This is a genomic window from Agrobacterium sp. CCNWLW155 (assembly GCF_036888815.1).
Lineage (GTDB): Bacteria > Pseudomonadota > Alphaproteobacteria > Rhizobiales > Rhizobiaceae > Agrobacterium > Agrobacterium radiobacter.
On sequence record NZ_JBAKFW010000001.1, the window covers coordinates 817022 to 840732 of the forward strand.

Below are 23711 nucleotides of genomic sequence, written 5' to 3' on the forward strand. Positions count from 1 at the left end.
GCTGCAATGCAGAGGTTTCCTCTGACAGGAAAGCGCCCACTGCCCTCATTCCTGTGCTTGTCACAGGAATCCAGTCGACTCGCGTCTGCGCGGCGAAAAGAGGCCTCTCAGCCCAAAGACTTGGGCTGGCTGGATTCCTGTGACCAGCACAGGAATGAGGGTGAGAAGACGCACCCGCGGAACCCCGGGCCTTACGCCGCCTCGAACGTCAGCGCTTCCGCATAATACCGCGCCTTCTGCCGTTCTTCGGCAATGGCAAGCTTGCGCACGGCATGCAGCAGTTCGAACAGCGTTTCGGAACCGTTGACGTCGCTGAAATGCGCCAGCAACTCGGCTGAGACGGATGCTGCCGCCTCAGAAAGCTGCGAGCGAGCGGCGCGGCGCCACATCAGCGTCGCCTCGATGAAGACGTCGACGACATCGCCAAATAGCCCGACGGACTGGAACAGGGCCTTCAGCGCATGCGGCCGCCCCGTCGCCAGAATGGCGCGCACCTTGCGGTCGTCGAGACCGGAGAGATTGACCATCGCCGCCGTGAAGAACTCCAGCCGGCCCGAACAGACGGCGTGGATGAGCAGCGCCGGCGTCAGTTCCAGCCGCTGGCGCAGATGCTCCACCAGCGCCGGCAGTTCCGGTGAGGAAACGCTTGATGCGATGAGGATGGTGGCTGAATCTTCCGCCTCGCGAAAAATACTGTCAGCACGGTTGCGCGCGATCATCGCGTGAACCAGCGCCGAGCCGGCGAGCGCCTCGCTGATGCGGCCCATCAACAGGTGCCGCGCATCGGCCGGCAACGCCTCGCGGCGCAGCAGGAGGTCGCGAATATCGGCGTCGCGGCCATGGCGCTCGGCAATGCGACGCAGCGAGAACGGCGTGATGAATGCATCGTCGTTTTCGAGCAGGATGATAGTTTCGGGCAGATCGCCGACCTCGGCGAGTGCGGCGCAGACCCCGCGCGGCAGACCGGGCCTTGCGGCGATGAGCGCGCGCGTCAGGCTTTCGCCGCGTCCGGCCAGATCAACCAGGTCGGCCTCGCTGAGAACCGGTGAACGGGCAATCACCGTGCAGGCGATTTCCGGCTGGTCTTCGGCAAGCGAAACGAGAATGGCGCGCGGTGCGTCTTGGGCATCCGCCAGCGCTTCGGCGAGCGCCAGCCGCACACGCGGTGAAGGGTCATCGAGAAGATAGGTCATCGCCATATAGGCGGCATCGCGGTTTTCCCGCGCCATGTCGGACTGCAGATAGGCACGGCCGAGCGCATTGGCAGCTTTCGCCCGCTCGGTCGATCCAGCCTTTTCAGACCAGCGAAGAAATGCCTGTACGATCACCTGAGCCTCGAAACACATTCATACAATGGATGGCGGCATCATCGCCGCCACCATGTATAAAACTCTAGGCGCAAATGGTTTACGTTTGGTTCACCATAAAATTTAACCCTTGTCGGCGAAGGATTATATTGACGGCGTAGTAGAGGGGCGCTGCAGCTGGAACACATCGCTGCCGCCATCGCAGTAATCCATGTAACCCATGCGCGCCACGGGGCGCGACAGCGCCATGTCGATGCGGCCATCACGAATGATCGTTTCATCGATATGGATCGCCATGACCTGCCCGATCACCATCCACGAATCCGTCGGCTTGCCGTCGAGATCCCCGAGTTGCTGTATCTGCGTCACCCGGCATTCCAGAACAGCCAGGGCTTCGCCGACGAACGGCGCGTCCACCACCCGCCCATTGACGGCGGTAAGGCCGGCAAGGGAGAATTCATCAACGTCATAAGCAACAGGTGCAGAAGACGCATTCATCCGGTCCACCAGATGACGGCTGACGAGATTGGCGGTGAAGACGCCGGTTTCCTCGACATTGCGCAGGCTGTCCTTCCTGCCGCTCGAGGAAAACATGACGAGCTTCGGCCGGTCCGAAATCGCGTTGAAGAAGGAATAGGGCGAGAGGTTCATGGAACCGTCCCTGCCCTTGGAGCCGATCCAGCCGATCGGCCGCGGCGCGACGATGGCCTTGAACGGATCATGCGGCAGGCCGTGCTGGTTGGTGTCCGTGGTGTAGAACATCAGACGTCCCCGACCCAGGTGACGACATCGGCAAGCTCCGGCCGCGGCCGCTCCACCGGCGGGAATGTCGTTGAGCCGATGTGGATATAGCCCGCGACCTTCTCTTCCCCGCTGACGCCGGTCTCAGCAAGGAATGCCGGGTCGAAAGCAAGCCATTCCGTCAGCCAGTTCGCGGCAAAACCGCTGGCATTGGCCGCGAAGATGAGGTTGAGGCACACCGCGCCGGCGGACATGACCTGCTCCCATTCCGGAATCTTGAAATGCGGCTTGGCGGTGCTGATGACGGCGATAACGACGGGCGCGCGGGTGAAGCGCGTGCGCTCCGCTTCCTGCTGCTGCAGGTCCAGTTCCGGGTTCTTCTCAAGCGCGATCCTGAGCGCCGCTTCACCGAGACGCACACGCTCCTCGCCACGATAAACCACGAAACGCCACGGCGCGAGCTTGCCATGGTCAGGCACGCGCACGGCAAGGCGCAGGATGTCCTCGATTTGCCCCTTCGAAGGTCCCGGCTCGGCAAGTTGCAGGGCCGGCGTAGAGCGGCGAGCCTTGAGATAATCGAGGAGCTTGATATCACTTGTCATGATCAAAAATCTTCCATTCTGCTGTCATCGCGAAACATGGGCCTTGAAATAGCCATGGCATTGGTTTTGAAGTGATGCGGGAAAATCAAGAAGTCAATCGGTATCGAAAATGTCGGCAATCAAAATCGCGGCACGTCTGGCCATTGCATGTGTTGCGCTTGGCCTTTTATCACAGGCCGCTTTTTCGCAGGATGCCTTTAAAGACTTCAAGCAGCTCGGCGGCACGCCGAAAATGCCGAAACTCAACGCTTTCACCGCCCCTTCCGCACCCAATGCCCCCGCAAGCACCGCCCGCGATATCGCCATGGAAGCCAAGCTGACGAGCGAAGGCGAGGCGGTGAAAGAAGGCCTGTCCTGGCGCGTTTTCAGCCCCATTCCCGGCGCTGACGGCAAATTGCCGATGCTGGCAAGCTCCGAGGGCGGCTCGGCCCATTTCAATCTGGTACCCGGCGAATATTTCGTCAACGTCGCCTTCGGCCGCGCCGGCGTCACCAAGAAACTCAATGTCCCAACGTCCGGCAACGTTCAGAAACAGGTGCTGATTCTCGATGCCGGCGGCTTCGTGCTGAACGCGGTCGCAGGGTCCGACAAGCAGATTTCCAGCACCCAGCTCAAATTTTCCGTCTATTCGTCGGACGCCCGGCCGGATGGCGAACGCGGCCTCGTCATGGCCGATATCAAGCCCAACACCATCGTGCGGCTGAATGCCGGCACCTATCACGTGGTTTCCGAATACGGCAACGTCAATGCGGTGGTGCGCGCCGACATTCAGGTGGAAGCCGGCAAGCTGACAGAAGCGACGCTGCAGCACCAGGCCGCGCAGATCACCCTCAAGCTGGTGTCCGAAGAGGGTGGCGAAGCCATTGCCGATACGGCCTGGTCCGTGCTGAACGGCGGCGGCGATGTGGTGAACGAAAGCGTCAGCGCGTTTTCGACCATGGTTCTGGCGGAAGGCGAATATACCGCCATCGCCCGTAACAAGGAAAAGGTCTACCAGCGTAACTTCAAGGTCACGTCGGGCCGGGATTCGGATGTGGAAGTGCTGATGAAAGATCAGGCGCCGGAAGATATGACCGGGGATTTCGAGTAAGTCTGATTGAGCCGGCCGCGACGCCAGCGATAACGTCCGAAACTTCTCTTCCGTCATGCCGGACTAGATCCGGCATCCAGCCACGGCGCGTCTGCGCCGTGAGGGACGAGTCTTTCGCGATCAAGGACTTGATCGCACTGGCCCCCGGATCTAGTCCGGGGTGACGGAGTGCGGATGCCCCGCCCTCTGCCAATCATAGCGCTGCTACAGCACATCGTTCACAAACAAAAACGGCCCCCGAAGGGGCCGTTGTCATTTATCACGCAACCTGCTTCTTCGCCGCAAGCTTGCGCTTCACATCCGGCGGCGTCGCCTCGTCCACGAGGCTTGTAATCGCGTCTTCGAGCGACATCGACGTCTGGTTCTGCGAACCGAGACGGCGGATGTTTACGGTGCGCTCTTCCGCTTCCTTGCGGCCGCAGACGATGATGACCGGAACCTTGGTCACCGAATGCTCGCGGACCTTGTAATTGATCTTCTCGTTGCGGAAGTCGGTCTCGACTGCCATGCCCGCCTCGCGCAGCGCTTCGGCGACCTCGCGGCCGTAATCGTCCGCATCCGAGGTGATCGTGGCGACGACGACCTGAAGCGGCGCAAACCACAGCGGCATGTGGCCGGCGAAGTTCTCGATGAGAATACCGAGGAAGCGCTCCATCGAGCCGCAGATGGCGCGATGGATCATCACCGGCTGCGTCTTTTCGGAGTTCTGGTCGATATAGAAGGCGCCAAAGCGTTCCGGCAGGTTGAAGTCCACCTGTGTCGTGCCGCATTGCCATTCACGGCCGATGGCGTCCTTCAGCGTATATTCGAACTTCGGCCCGTAGAACGCACCCTCTCCCGGCAGAATGCCGGTCTTGATGCGGCCGCCAGACTGCTCCTCGATGGTCTTCAGAACATCCATCATCACGCTTTCGGCGCGATCCCAGAGATCGTCGGAACCGACGCGCTTTTCAGGGCGCGTGGAGAGCTTGACGACGACTTCGCTGAAACCGAAATCCTCATAGACGGAGAGGATGAGGTCGTTGATGCGCAGGCATTCCGCCGCCATCTGCTCTTCCGTGCAGAAGACATGCGCATCGTCCTGCGTGAAGCCGCGAACGCGCATCAGGCCATGCAGAGCACCCGATGCTTCGTAGCGATGGACATTGCCGAATTCTGCAAGACGCACGGGCATTTCGCGGTAAGACTTCAAGCCATGCTTGAAGATCTGGACGTGGCCGGGGCAGTTCATCGGCTTCAGTGCGAAGACGCGTTGATCGGCTTCCTCGTCATCGGGATGGGTAAAGGCATGGGCGGATTTCACCGCAAACATGTTTTCCTGATACCAGCCCCAGTGACCGGAGGTTTCCCACAGCGACTTGTCCAGCACCTGCGGCGCGTTGACTTCCTGATAGGTATTGGCGAGCCGGCGGCGCATATAGGCCGTCAGCGTCTGGAACATGCGCCAGCCCTTGCCGTGCCAGAAGACGACGCCCGGCCCCTCTTCCTGGAAATGGAACAGGTCCATTTCGCGTCCGAGACGGCGGTGGTCGCGCTTTTCGGCTTCGGCCAGAACGTGCAGATAATTGTCCAGCTCTTCCTGCGTTGCCCAGGCGGTGCCGTAGATACGTGACAGCATCGCATTGTTGCTGTCACCGCGCCAGTAAGCACCCGCCACCTTCATCAGCTTGAAGGCGGTGCCGACCTGCCCCGTGGAGGCCATATGCGGGCCACGGCAAAGATCGAACCAGTCGCCCTGGTAATAGATCTTCAGGTCCTGACCTTCGGGGATCGCATCAACCAGCTCGACCTTGTAATTCTCGCCCTTGGCGGCGAAGACTTCCTTGGCCTTTTCGCGCGACCAGATTTCGCGGGTAAACGCCTTGTTGCGCTGAATGATTTCCTTCATGCGCTTTTCGATCTTCGGCAGATCTTCGGGCGTGAAGGGCTCGTTCTTGGCGAAGTCGTAATAGAAGCCGTTCTCGATGACAGGGCCGATCGTCACCTGCGTGCCGGGCCAAAGCTCCTGCACGGCCTCGGCCATGACGTGAGCGGCATCGTGGCGGATGAGTTCCAGCGCACGCTTGTCTTCACGCGTGACGATCTCGATCTTGCCATCGGTGATGGTATCGGACAAATCGCGCACGGTGCCGTCAAGCGCAATGGCGACGGCCTTCTTGGCAAGCGATTTGGAAATGGATTCGGCAACCTCGCGGCCGGTCGTGCCGGGGGCGTAGCTGCGGACGGATCCATCGGGAAATGTAAGGGAAATGGCTTCAGACATCGTCTAGTGCTCCTGTCCAGTCCCGCCAACGAATGCGGGTGGTGTTGGAATAATGATCTGCCCGCTGAAAACGGACAGGCAGCCTGATAAAGGCTTTTGCCATTCCAGTCAAAGGTGAAGGGTCGTTCAGCGAAGCATTTCCGCGAGACCATTGACGGTATTGGCGTTGCGGGTCGTGCCTATGCCGAGCCTCCTGGTGGTCAGGACCGGGAGAAGCCGGCTCTCGCTCGGCTTTCCCAGAAAATCGATCCATAAATCGCCACCAATCACGGCGATCTTCTCCTGCCCGCGATATTTTTCGAGAAATCCGAGAACGTCCTCGCCGAGCGGCTCCCGCATCACCCGAACGCAGACATCGGATGGATTGCCATCCGGAAACGGATTCTCAGCCGCCAGTTTCAGCCAGTCGCGAGCCGGGCGAACCATGATATCGACATGTTTGTCGAAACGCTTTTCGAAGGCGCGTTCAAGCCTGTCCTCAATCTCGCGAACTGGAGCATCCTCCGCACGAAAGACCAGGTTTCCGGTGGCTACAAGCGTCCGGCACTCGGCAAATCCCAGTTCTTCAGCCATTGCGCGCAGATCGGCCATGATGAGCCGCTTGCCCGCGCCAAGGACGATGCTGTGCAGCAGCGCCACGTGATCCTTCATCGATGCAGGCTCCAGTAACGCCACGGCGCCCACCAGCGCCTCGTGCTGCCGAGCGCTTCCGGCACCGGGTCCAGTCCGCTCGTGCCGCCAGGGCCGCAGCGCGCAACGCGAAACAGGGTCATCCATCCGCCGGCCCACAGCCCGTGGCGGGCGATGGCCTCATAGCCATATTCGGAACAGGTGGGGATGTGACGGCAGGAGTTTCCGATGAAGCCGGAAAGCGTCAATTGATAAAGCCGGATAAGGCCGACACCAAACAACCGCCCCGGCGTTTTGGCAAAGCTGCCCGCCCAGTTGCGGGATCGGCCCGCTTTTTCCGCCGTCTGCTGATGCCGGCAGCCCGGTTCGCCGCACATCACCTAACCTGCGGCGTTCAAAGCCGGCCGGCCTTCGATCTGGTCGAGAGCATCGACCACCGCTTCAAAGGTCAGCATGGTGGAGGCATGGCGCGCCTTGAAATCGCGCACGGGCTGAAGCACCCGCATATCTTCGAAACGGCCCGCCGGCCCTTCGCCGCCCTGTTTCAGCATGGCGAGCATGTCTTCCCGCGCCTGCCGGATTTCGCCGCTGGAAGCGCCGATGATGTGATGCGCCATGATGGAGGCGGAGGCCTGGCCGAGCGCGCAGGCGCGCACCTCGTGGGAAAACGCCGTCACGATGCCGCCTTCGACCTTCAGATAAACCTTGAGCTTAGAGCCGCACAGGCGCGAGTGTTTTTCGGCGCTGGCGTCGGCATCTTCAAGAACACCCGTCAGCGGAATATTCCCGGCAAAGTCCAGAATGCGATTATTGTAGATGTCGTCCATCGTCAGGTGCCCGGCGCGCTCAAGATTGCCCAAAAACAGGACAGGTCAAATTTTTCAAACACAGCGTTTGTCGCAGTGAAGCTTTCCTGCCCTTCATTCTCATTATATGCTAACGAGCTTTCTGGACATCAAGCCGTGATGAAATTAACGGCTCCGATACCGAAATAACAGCATCGGTCTTGCCAAAATGCTGTAAAACAACCAGATAGCAGCAACTGCGAACAAATGTTCGCGATGAAAAACGAATTCAGGTGCGGCCTTTACCCGCATCGGGAGAGACGGAATGGATGCGATCGTGAAGAATTTCCCCGGCGCTGGCGCAAAAACCGACGTGGCAGAAGCTCGCCCAAGCCAGGCCGAAGCGGAAGAAGCAGTGCGCGTTCTTTTGCGCTGGGCAGGAGAAAATCCCGCCCGCGAAGGACTTCTGGATACGCCGAAGCGCGTCGCCAAGGCCTATCGCGAGCTTTTTGCCGGTTATGAGCTGAACGTTCAGGACGTGCTCGGCACGACCTTCGAGGAAGTCGGCGGTTATGACGATGTGGTGCTGGTGCGCGACATCCCATTCTTCTCCCATTGCGAGCACCACATGGTGCCGATCGTCGGCAAGGCGCATGTGGCCTATCTTCCGGCCGGCCGCGTGCTCGGCCTGTCGAAGATCGCCCGCGTCGTTGAAATCTTCGGCCGCCGCTTGCAGACGCAGGAAAACATGACAGCGCAGATCGCAAGATCGATCGAAGAAACCCTGAAACCGCGCGGCGTGGCCGTCATGATCGACGCCGAACATATGTGCATGTCCATGCGCGGCGTGAACAAGCAGGGGTCCACGACGCTGACCACCAGCTTCACCGGCACGTTCAAGAACGATCCGGCCGAGCAGGTGCGCTTCATGACCATGGTGCGCAACCGCTAGGCATCGGACCGAAAAGTGTAGCGCGGTTTTTTGAAAACCCGATGCTCAGACAAATTTTGGAGTGGCGGAGTGATCTCATTTTCCCCGCCGCTCTGAAACCTTCCGCTTTTCTCCCGGGGTAGCCATGTCCATTTCGTTTCCGTCCGCGCCTGCGGACAAGGAAGTGCTCGAAAACGCAGGTCTCTTTTCGCCGAAATTCGATGCCCACGGCCTTGTCACCGCCGTGGTTACCGATGCACGCGACGGCGAATTGCTGATGGTCGCACATATGAATGCGCAAGCCCTGTCGCTGACGCTCGAGACCGGTATCGCCCACTATTACAGCCGTTCACGCGACAAGATCTGGAAGAAGGGCGAAACATCGGGCAACCTGCAGACGGTGAAGGAATTCCGCACTGATTGCGATCAGGACGCGGTGTGGCTGAAGGTCTCCGTCGCCGGCCATGATGCGACCTGCCATACCGGTCGCCGCTCCTGCTTTTATCGCACCGTCGAGCTCTCCAATGGCGATGCTGTGACGAAGATCACCGACGATACCCGCCATTTCGATCCGGCCACCACCTATTCGGACAAATAAACGGCTACCTTCCATCGGCCGCACCAATTTGCTACCAATATAGCGGGCTCCGGGGATAAGGGCGGAGCTTCACAGAATTGGCAGGGAGTGCGGTCATGTTGGGATGGGGAAATCGTCACAATCATCTTGCGGCTGGAAATCCCGAAGCCACCGGCAATGAGCCGCCCGTCACCCAGATCGTCGACAAACACCGCATAGCGCTCGCCCTTGGCGGCGGCGCGGCCCGCGGCTGGGCCCATATCGGCGTCCTGCGGGCGCTGGACGAGGCCGGCGTGAAGATCGGCATGATCGCCGGCACATCGATCGGCGCACTGGTGGGCGGTTGTTATCTCGCCGGCAAGCTCGATGAGCTGGAGGAATTCGCCCGTTCGCTGACGATGCGCCGCATTGCCGGCCTGCTCGATTTGACGATCGGCGGCGGCGGTCTTTTTGGCGGCATGCGGCTGACCAAGCGCATGCAGGAGCATCTCGAAGGCCTGCGCGTCGAAAACCTCGATCATCCCTTCATCGCCGTCGCCACGGAGCTGCGCACGGGCCACGAAGTGTGGATCCATCAGGGCGATCTCGTTACCGCACTGCGTTCATCCTATGCCCTGCCCGGCATTTTCGAACCCGTGCAATGCAACGGCCGTACGCTGATTGACGGCGCGCTCGTCAATCCCGTGCCGGTTTCCGTCTGCCGCGCCTATGAGCAGGCGCTGGTCGTCGCCGTGAACCTCAACTACGATCTGTTTGGCCGTTCCGCCGTGGTCAAGCACGCGGCCTCACCGCATGGCGGCGGCACACCGCCGGTGGAAACGGCGCCGCGTCCCGGCCTGCCGGGCGTCATGGTGCAGGCCTTCAACATCATTCAGGACCGGATTTCGCGCTCACGTCTGGCGGGCGACCCGCCCGATCTGATGCTTCATCCCCGCATCAACCATATCGGCCTCTCGGAATTCCATCGCGCCAGCGAAGCCATCGACCGGGGATATGAGGAAACGCGCTCCCGTATTCCGGAGCTTGAGCGCATGCAGCAGGCGTTCCGGCGCTAATACGCCACTTTCAAAAACGTCTCCAAAGCCCAGAATGAATAGATGAAACGCCCGGAGATGGTGAGACCATGTATTGGTATATCTCAGTCCTGCCCCCGACCGACAAAAACATACTGTGCGACACGAATCGATTGATCGGGTTTCTGGAGGGACAGCCTGAGCTCAAACGGACAAACGACGTCACCTTTACGTCGGCGGACGGTCAGCCCTGGATCGACATCGTCATCGTGAAAGAAGCGGCCGATGGCAACTGGTCCAGCAGCGGCAAATTCATTTCACAGTTCAATCGGGTTGAAATTGTCTGCTCTGATTATGAGACGCAAAACTTCTACGTGGAAATATCGGCGAAAATAGCCGACTTTCTTCAATGGCGACTTGTTACCAAGGGCGATGCGTGAGTCCCGGCCCGAGATTGAACCTTTTCCAGCCATCTGACGCCGGGACGCAAGATCATCCGGCAATATAAGCCTTGATGTGCTCCGCTTCTGCTTCGATCTCGCCGATCCGCGCCTTCACCACGTCACCGATGGAGATGATGCCGGCAAGGCGGCCGTTTTCTTCAACAGGAACATGCCTGAAACGTCCACCCGTCATGATTTCCATCAGCTCATCGGTGGTGGAATTGTGATGACAGCGAATGACATTCTTGGTCATGGCCACCGAAACGGATTGCTGGAGGGAAGCGGCACCCTGGCCCGCCACGATCTTCACCAGATCGCGTTCCGTGAAGATGCCGAGAACGACACCGTCGGCGTCGGTCACGACGACGGAACCGATCTTATGCGCATTAAGCGTTGCCGCCGCTTCACCGATGCTGACCTCCGGACCGACAGTCACGACGTCCCGGCCCTTGCGGTCGAGAAGATCCTTTACGAATGTAGGCATGCCTTCCTCCTCTTTTCAGCGATCCGCAGTGCCGCAGTCTCCCCCGGCGGTTGCAAATCATGAGATATGGTGCGCTGAGGCCCGCATGAATGCAATCCCGCATGGGGCGTACGAAAGCAAATTTGCGCCACGGCCGACAAGGAGCGTGATCGGCCTAGCGTAACGGACGATCGAAAAGGCCGAAGAACAGAAAGCCGAGCAGAAAACCGAAAACATGGGCGTCCCAGGCAATTTCACCGCCGACATCGCCGAACAGCGGCACGCCCACCGCAATCAGCACATTGCCGAACAGCCACATCAGCGTGAAGATCAGCACCGTGCGGTTGGAAAGCGCCGCAAGAATGCTCTGCCTCGGCATCAGATGGCCGAAGGAGGCGCTATATCCGCCACGCGCGGGGAATGCGAAGCGGCAGGCCGCCCCCATCAGCGCCGAAACGACACCGGATGCGCCGATCAGTACCGTCACATCACCCCAGTTCAACGCGGCATGACCAAAGGCCGAAACAGCGGCGGAAATGCACCATAACAGCACGAAGCGCACTGTTCCGATCCGGCGCAGAACCGGCGCGCCGAAGGCCATCAGCCACAAGCCATTAAAGAGAATGTGCTCGATACCGCCATGCAGGAAAGAATAGGTCACCGGTGTCCAGAGCCATTCCAGCCCCTGCTGCGAAAAAGGCACCGCATAACGCAGCGGAATGAAGCCAAAGGTGAAGATGAACCAGCCATTGCCTTCCTCCGACAGAAGATAGGCGGGAACCACATAAGCGATGATCAGCGCGGCCAGTATGCCGACCAGCAGCGATGGCAGGTTGAAGACGGGATTACTCGTATCGTCTTTCGGCTCTGGTGTTTCCGAAACCGGCGGCTGTTCGCCGTCCCCGTAGGACATGATCCCATCCCTGTCTTGGTCGAATTTTGCGTTCCCCGAGCAATATAGGAAGCCCGAACGAAAAAAAAGCCGTCCCGCCTTTGAAGCGCGCGACGTCCAAACCGCAATCGGTCAAGACGCCGGGCCAGGGACGGTCCGGCTTGCGGGCCCGCCGTAAAATAACGGGCGGCGCCATCGAATTGTGCTGACGGAGCTTTCCCCGACATGGCCGCACCGATGCCACGGCCATTGCCGCCATTCAACATCAACCATTTGTTAACCTTAACAAATCCAGTTGGCACGAAAATCGCTACACCTCAGAATACAGACGTTCGGATGGACATGATGTCCCAAAAACGAACATGGAGAGATGCTATGAAGAGCATGGCCGGACTGGACATATATGCCTATTGGGATGAATTGCGCGGCAAGCGATCGGCCCCTCGACGCGAGGACATCGATCCCGCAAAGCTGAAACATCACCTCGGCGATCTTTTCATCCTCACCGACAAGGGAGAGAACACCCCGTTCTTCCGCCTTGCCGGCACACGTCTCTGCGACCTCTTCGGCCGCGAGCTGCGGGATCGCCCGTTTTCGGAACTGTGGCAGCCTGCAAATGCCACCTTCCCCTGCCGCGTTGCCCGCGGCATCCTTCATCATCAGTTGCCCGTGGTCTTCGATCTCGAGGCGGAGGACAGCCATGGCGCCGCACCGCTGGCATATGAAATGCTGCTCCTGCCGCTGCGCACGGATCCGGACGCCGCTCCAAGGTTGCTCGGGGCCCTGCTTGCGGAGCGGCCGCGACACGAATTCGCCGCGCCCATCCAGCATCTGTCAATGAAAAGCAGCCGCCTGCTGCGCCTGGACATCGCGCCCGTAGAATATCCGATGGATACGCAGCGCGCCGAAAGCTGCTGACCGACCTGTTTCACCGCTCCCAAACCCGTCTGGAAAAGGTGCGGCGGCGTCGAAACCTCAAAAAAATAGGTCAGAACTGTAACGATATTGCCGATCAGAAAAATTGTAGAGATTAAACAATACAGTCTGTTAACTCGCGCAAGGTAGAAACTTACCATCATCATTCATTACAATTGCGCTGCTCATGTTTTCGTCCCGTTCGGTCAACACCGCCCAAATCCTGCGTCCGGTTGAGGAAGCTCATCTTGACGACGCCGTCCGCGTGTCCTTCACCGGCCGCCTCATGTTGCCCGACCATGAAGAATATGATTGCACCGCGACCGAGATGACCGCCGAAAGAGCGCAGTTCACCTGCTCGGGTATTGCCCGCCACGGAGACCGCGTCATCGCTTATCTCCAGCATATCGGCCGGATCGAAGGCACGGTGACATCGCTCACCGCATCGGGCTTTCTCATCGCCATCAACGCGCCGGAGCGCAAGCGGGAAAAACTTGCCGCCCAGCTGGCATGGATCGCCAAGCGTCAATTGCTCGGCCTGCCGGAAGACCGCCGCCACGACCGCCTGACGCCGCGCAACGCGAGAGCCCAGCTTGTTCTGGAAGACGGCGTGCTTGTCGCCTGCCGACTGATTGACCTTTCCCTGTCGGGTGCGGCAATCGAGATCGAAAACCGGCCGCCACTCGGAAGCCGGGTCCAGCTCGGCAAAAACATGAGCGGCAAGATCGTGCGCCATTTCATGGAAGGCGTCGCCGTCGAATTCGACCGCGTCCAGTCGCCCGACGCACTGATTGAATTTCTCTAGGACGTTCCACCAAACGCGGCAGGTTCTGCGCCCGTACGAATACGTGCGGCATTTGACGTGCTTTGCGCTCGCCCTAGTCGCATGATTGAGACGATTCCCGGACCACGGTTTGGCAGTCTATGCTTTGTCCTTCGCGGCTGTATCGGGTTCACGAGCCGCTGATAGCTTCCGGCGCTCCATTCTCTGCTTTCTCGCTGCCGAACCTTTCCATTTCATGCCCCGACCGCGCACGACATCCTGCGCATGCTCAGCGTGCCGGACGGAAAACGTAACTACCAGGGACAGCTGTGCGGCAGATCGGTCCACCATATTCGGCGAAAAGGATAAACGCGGCGGAACATGTCACGCCCTTGATCAGATCATCCACGGCACGAAAATCGACCCGCAAAACTTTTTTCCAGAAAAAATGCAGTTTTTTTGAAGTTTTTTTGCCGCTTTTTCCGGCCTGTCCCAGCCTGAGACAGCCATCCCAAAACGAGAAATCCACGCCTTTGGTACCGTTCGCCAACTGGCTGTACAGCGCTCCGGAAATATCTCCGTGCCGAAAATTGCTTTCAATACAGGGGCCTAAATGGCTACCAAAAGCCTAAGGGTGAGATGCGTAAAATTGTAATAAAATTTGCTTCAAACACGCATAAAAACTAATTCGAATACAGTTCAAAACAACGGCTAATTTGCTGAAATTTAAGCTCAAATTGCGCTTCGCAAATTTCCGCCGGGTCAAAATATACCTGCGAATGTCTCCTCAACACGGGGAGACAAGCAATGAACAAGAACAACCGTTTCGTTTTCACTCTGATCGCATTCATCGTCAGCGCCTTCGCGCATCAGGCAAGCGCGTCGCCGGCCGCCGTCATGCGCGTCATCGGTAAGGCCAATCCGCCGATCGGCCACTATGAATTCTGCCAGACCTATCAGAGCGAATGCCAGCCGACATCGCTGGATAACGGCCCGATGAAACTGACTGAAGAGCGCTGGAAGACGATGCTCGACGTCAACTACACGGTCAACACCACCATCACGCCGATGACCGACATGGAAATCTATGGCGTCGAAGAGCGCTGGGCCTATCCGACCACGGTGGGCGATTGCGAAGACTTCGTGCTTCTGAAGCGCAAGATGCTGATGAACAAGGGCTTCTCCGCCTCCAACCTCTTGATCACGGTCGTTCTGCAGCCGAATGGCGAAGGCCATGCCGTTCTGACCGTCCGCACCGATCGTGGCGATTTCGTTCTCGACAACATGCGCAACAAGGTCATGAACTGGTCGGAAACCGAATATACCTACCTGAAGCGTCAGGACACCGCCAACCCCGGCCGCTGGGTCAAAATTCAGGATGGTCGCGCCACCACCGCGGTCGGCGGCATCAACTGAAGCCAGAAAACAACCCGTCTCCCCAAACGAAAAAAGCCGGCTCCCTAAAAGGGGCCGGCTTTTTTCATTTTCATCCGTCAGGCGTCAGAGCAGACCAAGCTCGGCCAGTTCACGCCTGAGATCGGAAGGCATGTCCTCGCCGCCTGCACCGCCGCCGAGATCGCGTGGAGCTTCATCGTCCTTCAGGTAACGCCAGCCCTGAAACGGGCGCTTTGGCGCAGGTGAGGTTTCGATGACTTCGGGGCCGAGAATGAGGTCACAGCGGGAAATACCGTCTTCGCCCTTGAAGGAGCGGATATCGAGAAGTTTCTGCCGCGCCTGTACCTGTCCCTTGATAACCCAGTAGAGCGAACCGCCCTCGAGCAATTCCTCGACCCGTTTCGGGATCATCCGGGTGGTGTGAACGCTGTGCGGCTCAAGGCCTGCGGCAATTGCGGTCAGCGCGCGATGCGCGACCCAGTCTCTCAAGTCCTGGATTGAATCCGCGCCGACGCAAAGTTTGATGAGATGTAAAGGCATGGTTCTATCAATGCCTTTTTGCAGCGGGCGTCAAGCATGGCAACCATGCCGGACGCCCTGCCCGTTCAGCACTCCACAACGTTCACGGCAAGGCCGCCGGTGGAGGTTTCCTTGTATTTCTCGCTCATGTCATTGCCGGTCTGGCGCATCGTCTCGATACAGGCGTCGAGCGGCACGAAATGCTGGCCGTCGCCCTTCAGCGCCAGCGAGGCCGCCGTCACCGCTTTCACTGCGCCCATGGCATTACGTTCGATGCACGGCACCTGCACAAGCCCGGCAATCGGATCACAGGTCATGCCGAGATGATGCTCGAGCGCGATCTCCGCGGCATTTTCCACCTGCTCCGGCGATCCGCCCATGACCGCGGCAAGACCCGCCGCCGCCATGGCGGAAGCCGAACCCACCTCGCCCTGACAGCCCACTTCCGCGCCTGAAATCGAGGCATTGTGCTTGATGATGCCGCCGATGGCGGCCGCCGTCAGCAAAAAGTCGCGCACGTCGTCGACGCTCGCATCCTCGTGGAAATGCCGGAAATATCTGACGGTCGCCGGAACGACACCTGCCGCACCATTGGTCGGCGCGGTCACCACGCGGCCGCCGGCGGCGTTTTCCTCGTTCACGGCCATGGCGTAAACGCTCAGCCAGTCATTGGCCATCACAGGGTTCAGCCGGTTGCTGCGCCATTCCGCATTCAGCTTCTCGTAAATGGAGCGGGCGCGGCGGCGCACCTTCAGGCCACCAGGCATGATGCCGTCCACTTTCAGACCGCGCTCAATGCAGCCGTTCATGGCTTCCCAGATCTGGTCGAGGCGCTCGTTCAGCTCTTCGCGGGAAACCACCGTCTCCTCATTGGCGCGCTTCATCTGGGCGATGGTGCGGCCGGAACGGGCCGCCATCTCAAGCATTTCCCGCGCCGTCCCGAAGGGATAAGGCACGCGCGGACCATTATCGATGGTCTTGCCGCGCTGCTTGATCGCCTCCAGTTCCGTATCGGTCACGACGAAACCGCCGCCGACGGAATAATAGATGCGCTTGATGAGCAGCCTGCCCTGATTGTCGAAGGCGGAGAAGATCATGCCGTTGGCATGGCCGGGCAGCGGGTTCTTCTTGTCGAAGATCAGATCTTCTGCGGGCCGAAACTCATAGGACGGATGGCCGGGCGGCGTTACCGTGCCGGCCTTCTCCACCGCATCGATAATGGCGTCCATCGCATCGGGGTCGACAAGGTCCGGCCGCTCGCCGGTGAGGCCCAGAATGACGGCACGCCCTGTGCCGTGGCCAATGCCGGTAAAGGCGAGAGAGCCATGCAGGCTGACCTTCAGCTGCGCAACGGCTGCACCCGCCGGTCGCGGCCACTCATCGCTGAGGATCAGCGCCAGGAAGCGGTTTGCAGCCGTCATCGGCCCCATCGTGTGGGAGCTCGAAGGACCGATACCGATCTTGAAGACGTCAAAGACCGAAAGAAACATGAAGTTCGCCCTGAATAAGAATGGATTCCTGCATCATCATATCCAAAGCCGAAACGGATCGCCACAAAAGAGCGTCAGCGGTTTGCGCAGCTGCGACATGAGCGTCCCAGAAACGAAAACAGCACGGTTTCCAGAGGAAAACCGCGCCGTTTCAAAACCCGTCATTCAGGAGAGATGCTTATGGGCTGCCAAAAATGTACGTCAATGCGAGAAAAGCGGCAAAGCCTGCAAGTGCGCGCAAGGTGACGCCCCAGCAGGATTTCTGAGCGGTTTCTTCCATGATTACTCCAGCTATTCACTCTCCGGGGGATCTTCAAGACCCGGCCCGTTGAGGCAAGCATTTATTAAAATCCGGCGGCGAACGCAAATGCAAAAAGCGGCTAAATGAAGGCGTTTTCGATGGGCTGCCATTCGCCCCGTGCATAGGTATGTGAAAAAACAAGGTGTTAGCGCGGCGCGCAAAAAGACGTCATTTCGGGCTTCGCCGCAATTTAGGCTAAAGTGTAACCGTTATTTAAAGCTTTCCTACAAACGCCTGTTGAAAACCCTCGCGACCGAACACGTTGCAGTCGAATTTCTTCCACTGAAGCGTCGCGCCTTGAAAGGCCGCCAGTGCTGCTTTATCGACGATGGCAACGGCAACGATGCGAGTCACCCCATGCAGCAGGCATCCTCTTTTCCCGACCGTGAAACGGTCGCGTCGAAGCTCACTTCGCTGACAAGCGAAGATAAAGCGTGGGTGCTGCTGTTGATGGAAAACGCCCTGCAGGACGAAAACCTGCTGGCTGGCCTCAATCTTTATCTCGACCAGCAGACCAACGCCCGTTTCCTGAACAGCCTGAAGCTGGAAACGACCGGCGAATGGCTTGGCGGCAATGCCCCTTCCCGGTTGCAGATCCGCATCACGGAAACCGCAAGAGCGAGCCAGCACCCCGCCTATCTCGCCTTCCGCAAAGGGCTGACGGCATCGGCCGGTCTCGAAAAAGCCTATCCCAAGGCGCCGATCTGATCTTTTCGGCTAATCCGGCACCCGATCGACAACGGCGATGATCGGCCCCATGGGAAACAGCGAATCCCGGCGGTTCATCGCAGGAATATCGACGCTGGATATCGTGCCGTCGAGATAGAGCGCATTCGGCGCATCCAGCACGTCCCTGAACAGCGTGGCGAAATCGTAAAAGCGCACGGTATTTTCCGAAATGGCGAAATGCACCATGCCGTCGCGGGAGACGCCGACGCCGTTGCGCCGCTTCAGGCTGTCGCTATCGGGCAGGAAGCGCGGATGCAGCTTGCCGTCGATTACCAGCATCGGCCCGGACTGGGTGGCGAAATCGGCTTTCGGATCCGCCGCCAGATAGGCTGCGGTTTCCAGCACGCCAGCCTTTGCACCCTTCAGATAAAACACGCCGTTCGGCAAAAGGTGAAAATTGCCCCAGCCGCCCCGGGTGCTGAGCGGCGAACGCTCCACCCCATTTTCAATGTAGAGGCCGACGGGCGAATAGTCGGAATGATACATGCCGCCATTCATGGCGAAGATGCTGAACATGTGCTGCCGCCACAAGGCCGACGACAGGTCGGCGAAACTGCGGTATCCCTGCCCGGAGACATGGTCGCGGTCATAAATGCGGATGGCGTTCCTTGCCGGATCGAAACTGCAGACGGTGTAGCGCCCGCCCGCATGGTCGATGGCCTTGCAGAAATCCGGCTGCCCACCGGCCTGCGCGGAAAATGGCAACAACAACGGCAGCAGCGCCTTTGCCAGTTTCTTCATCGATGAAATCATGCCCGCCCCTTTGATTCTCGTCAGGCGAACATTCGCAGGGAAATTCGGTCAAAGAAAAGGCGTCACCCGGGTTTTCGGGTAACGCCTTTCCGGGAGGGGAGCCTTGATTAACGACGCGCTGCGCGGTCCACGTTGCGGCCGGCATCCTGCGTCGCGTCAACGGCGTTTGCCGTATCCCGGCCCATGCCGCGAATGGTATTGCCGCAGGAGCTGAGGGTGACGACAGTCAGCAAAGCCACGAAAACGGTCGAAAGAATACGTGTGATCATGTGAAACTACTCCCCTATGACTTGCCGTCCAAAGGCAAGCGCCAATGTGATATGCGTCACAATAACGTGAGTCCCAAAAAACGGTTCCAGCGGCATTTCAAAAAATCCTGTCGATGAAAATTAACATGGTTTTGAAGTTCACGAGTGACACTCGGCAACTGCATCATGGCTTAGGAAAATCCCGTGGGTGATATGACTGACATCAACAATCGGCTTCTGGTGATGACGGCGGGCGGCGTGAACCCGAACGTCATGATCAATGCTCTGGCTGCCCGATTTCCCGATATCCACGTCTTCATGGAGCAGCCGGAAAGCAAGTCGGTCATTCTCAGGCGACGCGCGAGACGGCTTGGCTGGATTGTCGCTGCGGGCCAGATAGCGACGATGATCGCCTCGCGGCTCGGCAAACGCTTCACGGTTCGCAGAAGCAACGAGATCATCGCCGAACACGGTCTTTCTCCCGATCTCCACCACAGCCTTCCCGTTACGCAATTCGCCTCGCTCAACGATGAGGAATGCCGCAAGGTCGCCAATCTGCTGCAACCGGCTGCAATCTTCACCATTTCCTGCCGTCTGCTGAGACCTGCCACGCTGCAGGCCCTGCAATGCCCGGTCATCAATTTCCACGCCGGCATCAACCCCGCCTATCGCGGGCAGATGGGCGGCTACTGGGCGCTGGTGGAAAAGGACCGAGGCAATTTCGGCGCGACCGTGCATCTGGTCGACAAGGGTGTGGATACCGGCGCAACACTCTACGAGAAGCGGCTGAAACCATCGCCTTCCGACACGATCGCCACCTATCCGCTGCTTTTGACCGCCGCTTCGGTGGATATCGCTGTCAGCGCCATCGAGGACGCCCTTTCCGGCAGCCTTGCGCCGCAGCCGCCCTCACCCGGCAAATCGGTGCTGCGTTTTCCGCCGACCATCTGGACCTGGCTGTGGAACGGCCTGACGAAACGGATCTGGTGAAACCGAAACTCTCCGAACCGGGGTTGAGCTTCGTCGCAGATGCAAGCCTGTCTTGCCGCAACAGGCACAGACTTCGCCGAAAAATCGGTGCATGATAATAAAAAGGATCATGCACAAATTGCCCGATATTTCCGCCGCTTCCATCATTCCCGCCTCCATCGAAGCCTCGCCCGCGCAGGTACTTGGCGCGAGCGACCTTGCCGGTCTCTTTCCGCAGGGTGTCCGCGTCTATCTCACCGACACCGGAGCTGCCTCGCAGGAAAGGCTCGTTGATGCCGCAGGACATTTGCGCGACCTCGGTTACGAGCCAGTGCCGCATCTTGCAGCGCGGCGCATAGCTTCCCGCACGGGGTTTGAGGAACAGGTGAGACGGCTTGCCGGAGAAGCGGGTGTCACGGATGTTCTGGTTGTCGGCGGTGGTGTCGACCGGCCGGCCGGTCCCTTCGCATCCAGCATGGACATGCTGTCGTCAGGCATTTTCGACCGTTGCGGGATAAGGCAGATCGCCATCGCCGGCCACCCGGAAGGCAGCCCGGATTTCAACGACGACACGGCGATGGCCGCACTCAGGCTGAAACGCGATTTTGCAGAAAGAAGCGATGCCGCAATGCGCATCGTCACGCAGTTCGGTTTTGATCCCGCACGTTTCATCGCCTGGGCGGAAGGACTAAAGGCGTCAGGCATCGATTTGCCGGTGCATATCGGCGTTTCCGGCCCGGCCAAGATCACGACGCTCTTGAAATATGCCGCACTCTGCGGCGTCGGCAATTCCATTGCCTATCTCAAGAAAAACGCGCTTTCCCTGACGACGCTGGCGAAGGGCCATTCGCCGGAAAGCATCGTCGGGCCGATCGAGCGGCACTGGCAGGCCAATCCGCAGGGGCCTATACGGCAGATTCACGTCTTTCCCTTTGGCGGATTGCAGAATTCAGCCGACTGGCTGGTCAAGCGTGGAAGCTGGCAAACCGGCGGCGCGGACCGTTCGGCATCACAGGATTCGATAGCAGGCTAAAAGCCGCCATCCTGACAGCGCGACGGGCCACGGCCGCCGCGCATTATCAGGACCTCAGGCCGCCTTGGCGACCTCGACAAAAGCGTTTCGAATGCTTTCAGCCACGGCAAGAACAGGGCGCGACGCCTTGTCGCCCATGATCAGGCGGATATCGAAAGAACCGAGTTCCGGCAGGCCTTCCTTGTCGCCCAGAATGACCATGTCGTTCAGCACATAGGATCGCGGCAACGGCGCAATGGCGAGATCGGCGGCAATCGCCGCGCGCTGCGCCATGGTATGGCCGCTGAGATAGGCCACGCGGAAATTGCGCCCGCGCCGTTCCAGCGAATTGATCGCTTCCGAGCGCCAGATGCAGCCCTCTTCCCAGATGGAAATGGGCAGCGGATCGCGCAGATAGGCCGTGCCACATTTCGCGCCCGCCCAGACCAGACGTTCGCGCATCAGCACCTCGCCGGTGTCGCGCAGCGGATGCGAGGCACAGTTGACGAGGGCGAGATCGAGCCGCTGCTCGTCCATGCGCTTGTAGAGATTGGAACTGGAATCGATGGTGACGTCGATCATGATGCCGGGGAAAGCCTCGGCAAAACGCTTGAGAATACCCGGCAGCAGGCCACGCTCGCCAATATCCTCCGGCGCGCCGAGCCGGACGACACCTGAGAGTTCCGGCATGACGAAACGCGACACGGCCTCGTTGGAGAGCGCAATCATGCGCCGCGCATAGGTCAGCAGCGTCTCCCCATGCGCCGTCAATGTGACTGAGCGGGCATCGCGCAGGAACAGCGTCGTCTTCAACTGCTCCTCGAGTTTCTTGATCTGCATGGAAACGGCGGAAGGCGTTCTGAACACCACTTCAGCGGCGGTGGAGAAATTTCCCGTTTCCGCAATGGCGACGAAGGTTCTCAATATGTCGTTATCCAGCAACGGCAGCGGTTGGCGGAAAGTCACGGTCATGGCACGCACCTTCAAATATTTTGATTTATAGATGGATATCATTTCGTTTGATTGAATGTCAACAAGCGCGCACCATCCGGGACATCGATTGACGGGGCGAATTGAGCCTCGTCGGAATGAAGCACTGACGATCTCGCGGATTGGAATTTTCCCCGCAGGCGTCGCCGGCAATTCATTCCAAAAACTGATGAATGACATAAGATTCATTATCTTGCTTGATGAAACAGGCAAGCGCATATCGAAGTCGCAAACAGGATCGTGGTTCACGAAAGGATCAAGACATGACCATGATACATTATCTCCCGGTGACGAACCGTTCTACGCACCGTCCTTCACCCATTGGCTGGCTCCATCGCCTGTCGGACCAGGTTTCCGCCCGTTACGCAGAATGGCGCCGCGCCAGGATGCTCCGCGCACTGGAGGCATTGCCGCCTGAAACATTGAAGGATATCGGATGGCCGACCACCGACACCACCCGCATACACACCATCCGCAAATGATGTCCAACCGATGGCTCGCAACCATTGCGCGTCTTGCGAGCCATCCCTGCCCGCGCCCAAACGGCAGGATGGGGGCGCAAAACAGCCTGCCTGTTTTGCATGCGACACATCGCCTTTTTTAAAGGCTTGTCGCGAAATTTGCATATTTCAAAAGCTATTTTTTGACAGCTCCGATTCCGAGGCGTATTTTTCGTTAAAGATGTCGTAATCAGGACATCCAGAAGACCAATTCCAAGGGAGGAATTGCGTATTCGCAACGGAGCACGGGCAAATGAGCAGAAACTCCCAGAAGAAACGCTCAATCGTCTTTTTTCTCATTCCGCAATTTACCATGCTGCCATTCGCCGCAGCGGTTGAAACGCTTCGCATCGCCAACCGAATGTTGGGCTATCAGGCCTATGAATGGCGCCTTGCCTCCCTAGACGGCCAGAAGGTCATGTCGTCAAGCGGCATCTGTCTTGAGGCCGATACCTGTCTTGCCGACGAGCGGCGTTATGTCAGCGGCGAGAACCGCCCGGAAATGGCGATCATCTGTTCCGGCATCGATGTGGATCAACACATCAACAAGTCCGTCAATGCCTGGCTGCGCGAAGCCTATAATCGCGGCATCGCCATCGGCAGCCTCTGTACCGCCGCCCATATCCTCGCACAGGCTGGCCTCCTGAACGGCAAGCGCTGCGCGATCCACTGGGAAAACCTGCCCGGCTTTTCCGAAGCCTTCCCGCAGGTGGAAGTCTATGCCGACCTCTTTGAAGTCGACAGCAACATCTACACCTGCGCCGGCGGCACGGCCTCGCTGGACATGATGCTGAGCCTGATTGGCCAGGATTTCGGCGAAAACCTCGTCAACCGTGTCTGCGAACAGCAATTGACCGACCGGGTGCGCAGCCCGAACGACCGCCAGCGCCTGCCGCTGCGCGCCCGCCTCGGCGTCCAGAACAGCAAGGTCCTGTCGATCATCGAATTGATGGAAGGCAATCTCGCCGAACCGCTGTCGCTGCTTGATATCGCCGACGCCGCCGATCTGTCCCGCCGGCAGGTGGAGCGCCTCTTCCGCCAGGAAATGGGCCGTTCGCCCGCCCGCTATTACCTTGAAATCCGTCTCGACCGCGCCCGCCACCTGCTGGTGCAGTCTGCCATGCCGGTTGTCGAGGTCGCCGTCGCCTGCGGTTTCGTCTCGGCTTCGCATTTTTCCAAGTGTTATCGCGAAATCTACAATCGCACCCCGCAGCAGGAGCGTGCCGAACGCAAACTCTTGATCAGCGCCTCGCGAATGGCAATGGCGGGCCAGGGCAAAGCCGCGCATTGAGTGCTGGCATTAGCGCCTGAAATACGACCTCCGTCATGCCGACTTGTGTGGACGGAGTGGGGATGGTGGAACTGTGCCAAACCACCGGATCTATCAGCG

At 59.1% G+C, this 23711-nt stretch carries 30 protein-coding genes; 14 read left to right on the forward strand and 16 right to left on the reverse strand.

Going from position 1 to position 23711, the window contains the following annotated elements:
• Window positions 1–191: 191 nt before the first annotated feature.
• The 3 genes from V6S97_RS04075 to V6S97_RS04085 all read right to left on the reverse strand — a co-directional run bounded on the left by V6S97_RS04075 (window position 192) and on the right by V6S97_RS04085 (window position 2650).
• Window positions 192–1346 (reverse strand): DUF2336 domain-containing protein, encoded by a 1155-nt coding sequence (locus V6S97_RS04075; protein WP_111794200.1) that lies wholly within the window; start codon window positions 1344–1346, stop codon window positions 192–194.
• Window positions 1347–1451: 105 nt separating this feature from the next.
• Entirely contained in the window at window positions 1452–2069 is a 618-nt protein-coding gene (locus V6S97_RS04080) for a flavin reductase family protein (protein WP_334426124.1), read from the reverse strand.
• A complete protein-coding gene (locus V6S97_RS04085; protein WP_003508076.1) occupies window positions 2069–2650 on the reverse strand; it encodes a nitroreductase family protein in 582 nt (193 codons plus the stop codon). The genes V6S97_RS04080 and V6S97_RS04085 overlap by 1 nt, the downstream gene beginning before the upstream one ends.
• Before the next feature lie 109 nt (window positions 2651–2759).
• On the opposite strand from V6S97_RS04085, the gene V6S97_RS04090 reads away from it, so the two are divergent.
• On the forward strand, window positions 2760–3740 hold the full coding sequence (locus V6S97_RS04090) for a hypothetical protein (protein ID WP_334426125.1): 981 nt from the start codon (window positions 2760–2762) through the stop codon (window positions 3738–3740).
• 259 nt (window positions 3741–3999) lie between these two features.
• Here the strand turns inward: V6S97_RS04090 and thrS are convergent, their stop codons facing one another.
• From thrS to V6S97_RS04110, 4 genes are all read right to left on the reverse strand, one after another.
• Window positions 4000–6003, reverse strand: a complete 2004-nt coding sequence (thrS, locus tag V6S97_RS04095) for a threonine--tRNA ligase (RefSeq protein WP_111792196.1) — start codon at window positions 6001–6003, stop codon at window positions 4000–4002.
• 126 nt (window positions 6004–6129) lie between these two features.
• Window positions 6130–6654 (reverse strand): DUF1697 domain-containing protein, encoded by a 525-nt coding sequence (locus tag V6S97_RS04100; RefSeq protein ID WP_334426129.1) that lies wholly within the window; start codon window positions 6652–6654, stop codon window positions 6130–6132.
• Complete coding sequence (yidD, locus tag V6S97_RS04105; protein ID WP_003508065.1) at window positions 6651–7010, reverse strand: membrane protein insertion efficiency factor YidD; 360 nt, start codon at window positions 7008–7010, stop codon at window positions 6651–6653. Before yidD ends, V6S97_RS04100 begins: the two co-directional genes overlap by 4 nt.
• 3 nt (window positions 7011–7013) lie before the next feature.
• On the reverse strand, window positions 7014–7460 hold the full coding sequence (locus tag V6S97_RS04110) for an iron-sulfur cluster assembly scaffold protein (RefSeq protein WP_026364143.1): 447 nt from the start codon (window positions 7458–7460) through the stop codon (window positions 7014–7016).
• A 283-nt stretch (window positions 7461–7743) separates the two neighbouring features.
• On the opposite strand from V6S97_RS04110, the gene folE reads away from it, so the two are divergent.
• The 4 genes from folE (at window position 7744) to V6S97_RS04130 (ending at window position 10379) form a co-directional block, all read left to right on the forward strand.
• Window positions 7744–8370: a GTP cyclohydrolase I FolE gene (gene folE / locus V6S97_RS04115; RefSeq protein ID WP_003508063.1), complete on the forward strand. Its 627-nt coding sequence runs from the start codon at window positions 7744–7746 to the stop codon at window positions 8368–8370.
• Between the two features lie 124 nt (window positions 8371–8494).
• Window positions 8495–8947, forward strand: a complete 453-nt coding sequence (hisI, locus tag V6S97_RS04120) for a phosphoribosyl-AMP cyclohydrolase (RefSeq protein ID WP_020811294.1) — start codon at window positions 8495–8497, stop codon at window positions 8945–8947.
• Window positions 8948–9042: 95 nt separating this feature from the next.
• Window positions 9043–9981 (forward strand): patatin-like phospholipase family protein, encoded by a 939-nt coding sequence (locus V6S97_RS04125; protein ID WP_003508061.1) that lies wholly within the window; start codon window positions 9043–9045, stop codon window positions 9979–9981.
• A gap of 68 nt (window positions 9982–10049) precedes the next feature.
• The gene (locus V6S97_RS04130) at window positions 10050–10379 is read left to right on the forward strand and encodes a hypothetical protein (RefSeq protein WP_020811296.1); all 330 of its coding nucleotides are present in this window, start codon (window positions 10050–10052) and stop codon (window positions 10377–10379) included.
• A gap of 52 nt (window positions 10380–10431) precedes the next feature.
• On the opposite strand, the gene V6S97_RS04135 is transcribed toward V6S97_RS04130, so the two are convergent.
• Window positions 10432–10866 carry a CBS domain-containing protein gene (locus tag V6S97_RS04135; protein WP_003508059.1) on the reverse strand — a complete coding sequence of 145 codons (435 nt, stop codon included), beginning with the start codon at window positions 10864–10866 and terminating at the stop codon, window positions 10432–10434.
• 154 nt (window positions 10867–11020) lie between these two features.
• Entirely contained in the window at window positions 11021–11758 is a 738-nt protein-coding gene (locus tag V6S97_RS04140) for a rhomboid family intramembrane serine protease (protein WP_020811297.1), read from the reverse strand.
• Between the two features lie 354 nt (window positions 11759–12112).
• Here V6S97_RS04140 and V6S97_RS04145 point away from each other — a divergent pair, with 354 nt between their 5' ends.
• Both V6S97_RS04145 and V6S97_RS04150 read left to right on the forward strand, forming a co-directional pair.
• On the forward strand, window positions 12113–12655 hold the full coding sequence (locus V6S97_RS04145; RefSeq protein ID WP_162724110.1) for a PAS domain-containing protein: 543 nt from the start codon (window positions 12113–12115) through the stop codon (window positions 12653–12655).
• 184 nt (window positions 12656–12839) lie between these two features.
• Complete coding sequence (locus V6S97_RS04150) at window positions 12840–13457, forward strand: PilZ domain-containing protein (protein WP_003508056.1); 618 nt, start codon at window positions 12840–12842, stop codon at window positions 13455–13457.
• A 247-nt stretch (window positions 13458–13704) separates the two neighbouring features.
• On the opposite strand, the gene V6S97_RS04155 is transcribed toward V6S97_RS04150, so the two are convergent.
• A complete protein-coding gene (locus V6S97_RS04155) occupies window positions 13705–13965 on the reverse strand; it encodes a hypothetical protein (protein WP_003508055.1) in 261 nt (86 codons plus the stop codon).
• Between the two features lie 257 nt (window positions 13966–14222).
• Between V6S97_RS04155 and V6S97_RS04160 the strand changes: the two genes are divergently transcribed.
• The gene (locus V6S97_RS04160) at window positions 14223–14831 is read left to right on the forward strand and encodes a transglutaminase-like cysteine peptidase (RefSeq protein ID WP_003523403.1); all 609 of its coding nucleotides are present in this window, start codon (window positions 14223–14225) and stop codon (window positions 14829–14831) included.
• Between the two features lie 84 nt (window positions 14832–14915).
• Here the strand turns inward: V6S97_RS04160 and V6S97_RS04165 are convergent, their stop codons facing one another.
• A complete protein-coding gene (locus V6S97_RS04165; RefSeq protein WP_020012781.1) occupies window positions 14916–15350 on the reverse strand; it encodes a DUF1489 family protein in 435 nt (144 codons plus the stop codon).
• Between the two features lie 65 nt (window positions 15351–15415).
• Window positions 15416–16819 (reverse strand): L-serine ammonia-lyase, encoded by a 1404-nt coding sequence (locus V6S97_RS04170; protein ID WP_003508052.1) that lies wholly within the window; start codon window positions 16817–16819, stop codon window positions 15416–15418.
• On the opposite strand from V6S97_RS04170, the gene V6S97_RS04175 reads away from it, so the two are divergent.
• Window positions 16818–17207, forward strand: a complete 390-nt coding sequence (locus tag V6S97_RS04175) for a hypothetical protein (protein ID WP_161974088.1) — start codon at window positions 16818–16820, stop codon at window positions 17205–17207. The genes V6S97_RS04170 and V6S97_RS04175 overlap by 2 nt on opposite strands.
• A gap of 126 nt (window positions 17208–17333) precedes the next feature.
• Here V6S97_RS04175 and V6S97_RS04180 read toward each other — a convergent pair whose 3' ends face one another.
• Entirely contained in the window at window positions 17334–17474 is a 141-nt protein-coding gene (locus V6S97_RS04180) for a hypothetical protein (protein ID WP_003508051.1), read from the reverse strand.
• Window positions 17475–17477: 3 nt separating this feature from the next.
• Here V6S97_RS04180 and V6S97_RS04185 point away from each other — a divergent pair, with 3 nt between their 5' ends.
• Window positions 17478–17828 (forward strand): hypothetical protein, encoded by a 351-nt coding sequence (locus V6S97_RS04185; RefSeq protein WP_003508050.1) that lies wholly within the window; start codon window positions 17478–17480, stop codon window positions 17826–17828.
• 9 nt (window positions 17829–17837) lie between these two features.
• On the opposite strand, the gene V6S97_RS04190 is transcribed toward V6S97_RS04185, so the two are convergent.
• Both V6S97_RS04190 and V6S97_RS04195 read right to left on the reverse strand, forming a co-directional pair.
• Complete coding sequence (locus V6S97_RS04190) at window positions 17838–18602, reverse strand: phosphodiester glycosidase family protein (RefSeq protein WP_003508049.1); 765 nt, start codon at window positions 18600–18602, stop codon at window positions 17838–17840.
• A gap of 107 nt (window positions 18603–18709) precedes the next feature.
• Window positions 18710–18871 (reverse strand): entericidin A/B family lipoprotein, encoded by a 162-nt coding sequence (locus V6S97_RS04195; RefSeq protein ID WP_003495552.1) that lies wholly within the window; start codon window positions 18869–18871, stop codon window positions 18710–18712.
• Window positions 18872–19063: 192 nt separating this feature from the next.
• Here V6S97_RS04195 and V6S97_RS04200 point away from each other — a divergent pair, with 192 nt between their 5' ends.
• Both V6S97_RS04200 and V6S97_RS04205 read left to right on the forward strand, forming a co-directional pair.
• Window positions 19064–19840 (forward strand): formyl transferase, encoded by a 777-nt coding sequence (locus tag V6S97_RS04200; protein ID WP_080866221.1) that lies wholly within the window; start codon window positions 19064–19066, stop codon window positions 19838–19840.
• Window positions 19841–19931: 91 nt separating this feature from the next.
• A complete protein-coding gene (locus V6S97_RS04205; protein ID WP_060726322.1) occupies window positions 19932–20852 on the forward strand; it encodes a methylenetetrahydrofolate reductase in 921 nt (306 codons plus the stop codon).
• 54 nt (window positions 20853–20906) lie between these two features.
• Here the strand turns inward: V6S97_RS04205 and V6S97_RS04210 are convergent, their stop codons facing one another.
• Window positions 20907–21845: a LysR family transcriptional regulator gene (locus V6S97_RS04210; protein WP_003508046.1), complete on the reverse strand. Its 939-nt coding sequence runs from the start codon at window positions 21843–21845 to the stop codon at window positions 20907–20909.
• A 239-nt stretch (window positions 21846–22084) separates the two neighbouring features.
• Between V6S97_RS04210 and V6S97_RS04215 the strand changes: the two genes are divergently transcribed.
• Window positions 22085–22303, forward strand: coding sequence for a DUF1127 domain-containing protein (locus tag V6S97_RS04215; RefSeq protein ID WP_003508045.1), 219 nt, complete (start codon window positions 22085–22087; stop codon window positions 22301–22303).
• 271 nt (window positions 22304–22574) lie between these two features.
• The gene (locus V6S97_RS04220; RefSeq protein WP_003508044.1) at window positions 22575–23612 is read left to right on the forward strand and encodes a GlxA family transcriptional regulator; all 1038 of its coding nucleotides are present in this window, start codon (window positions 22575–22577) and stop codon (window positions 23610–23612) included.
• Window positions 23613–23711: the final 99 nt, after the last annotated feature.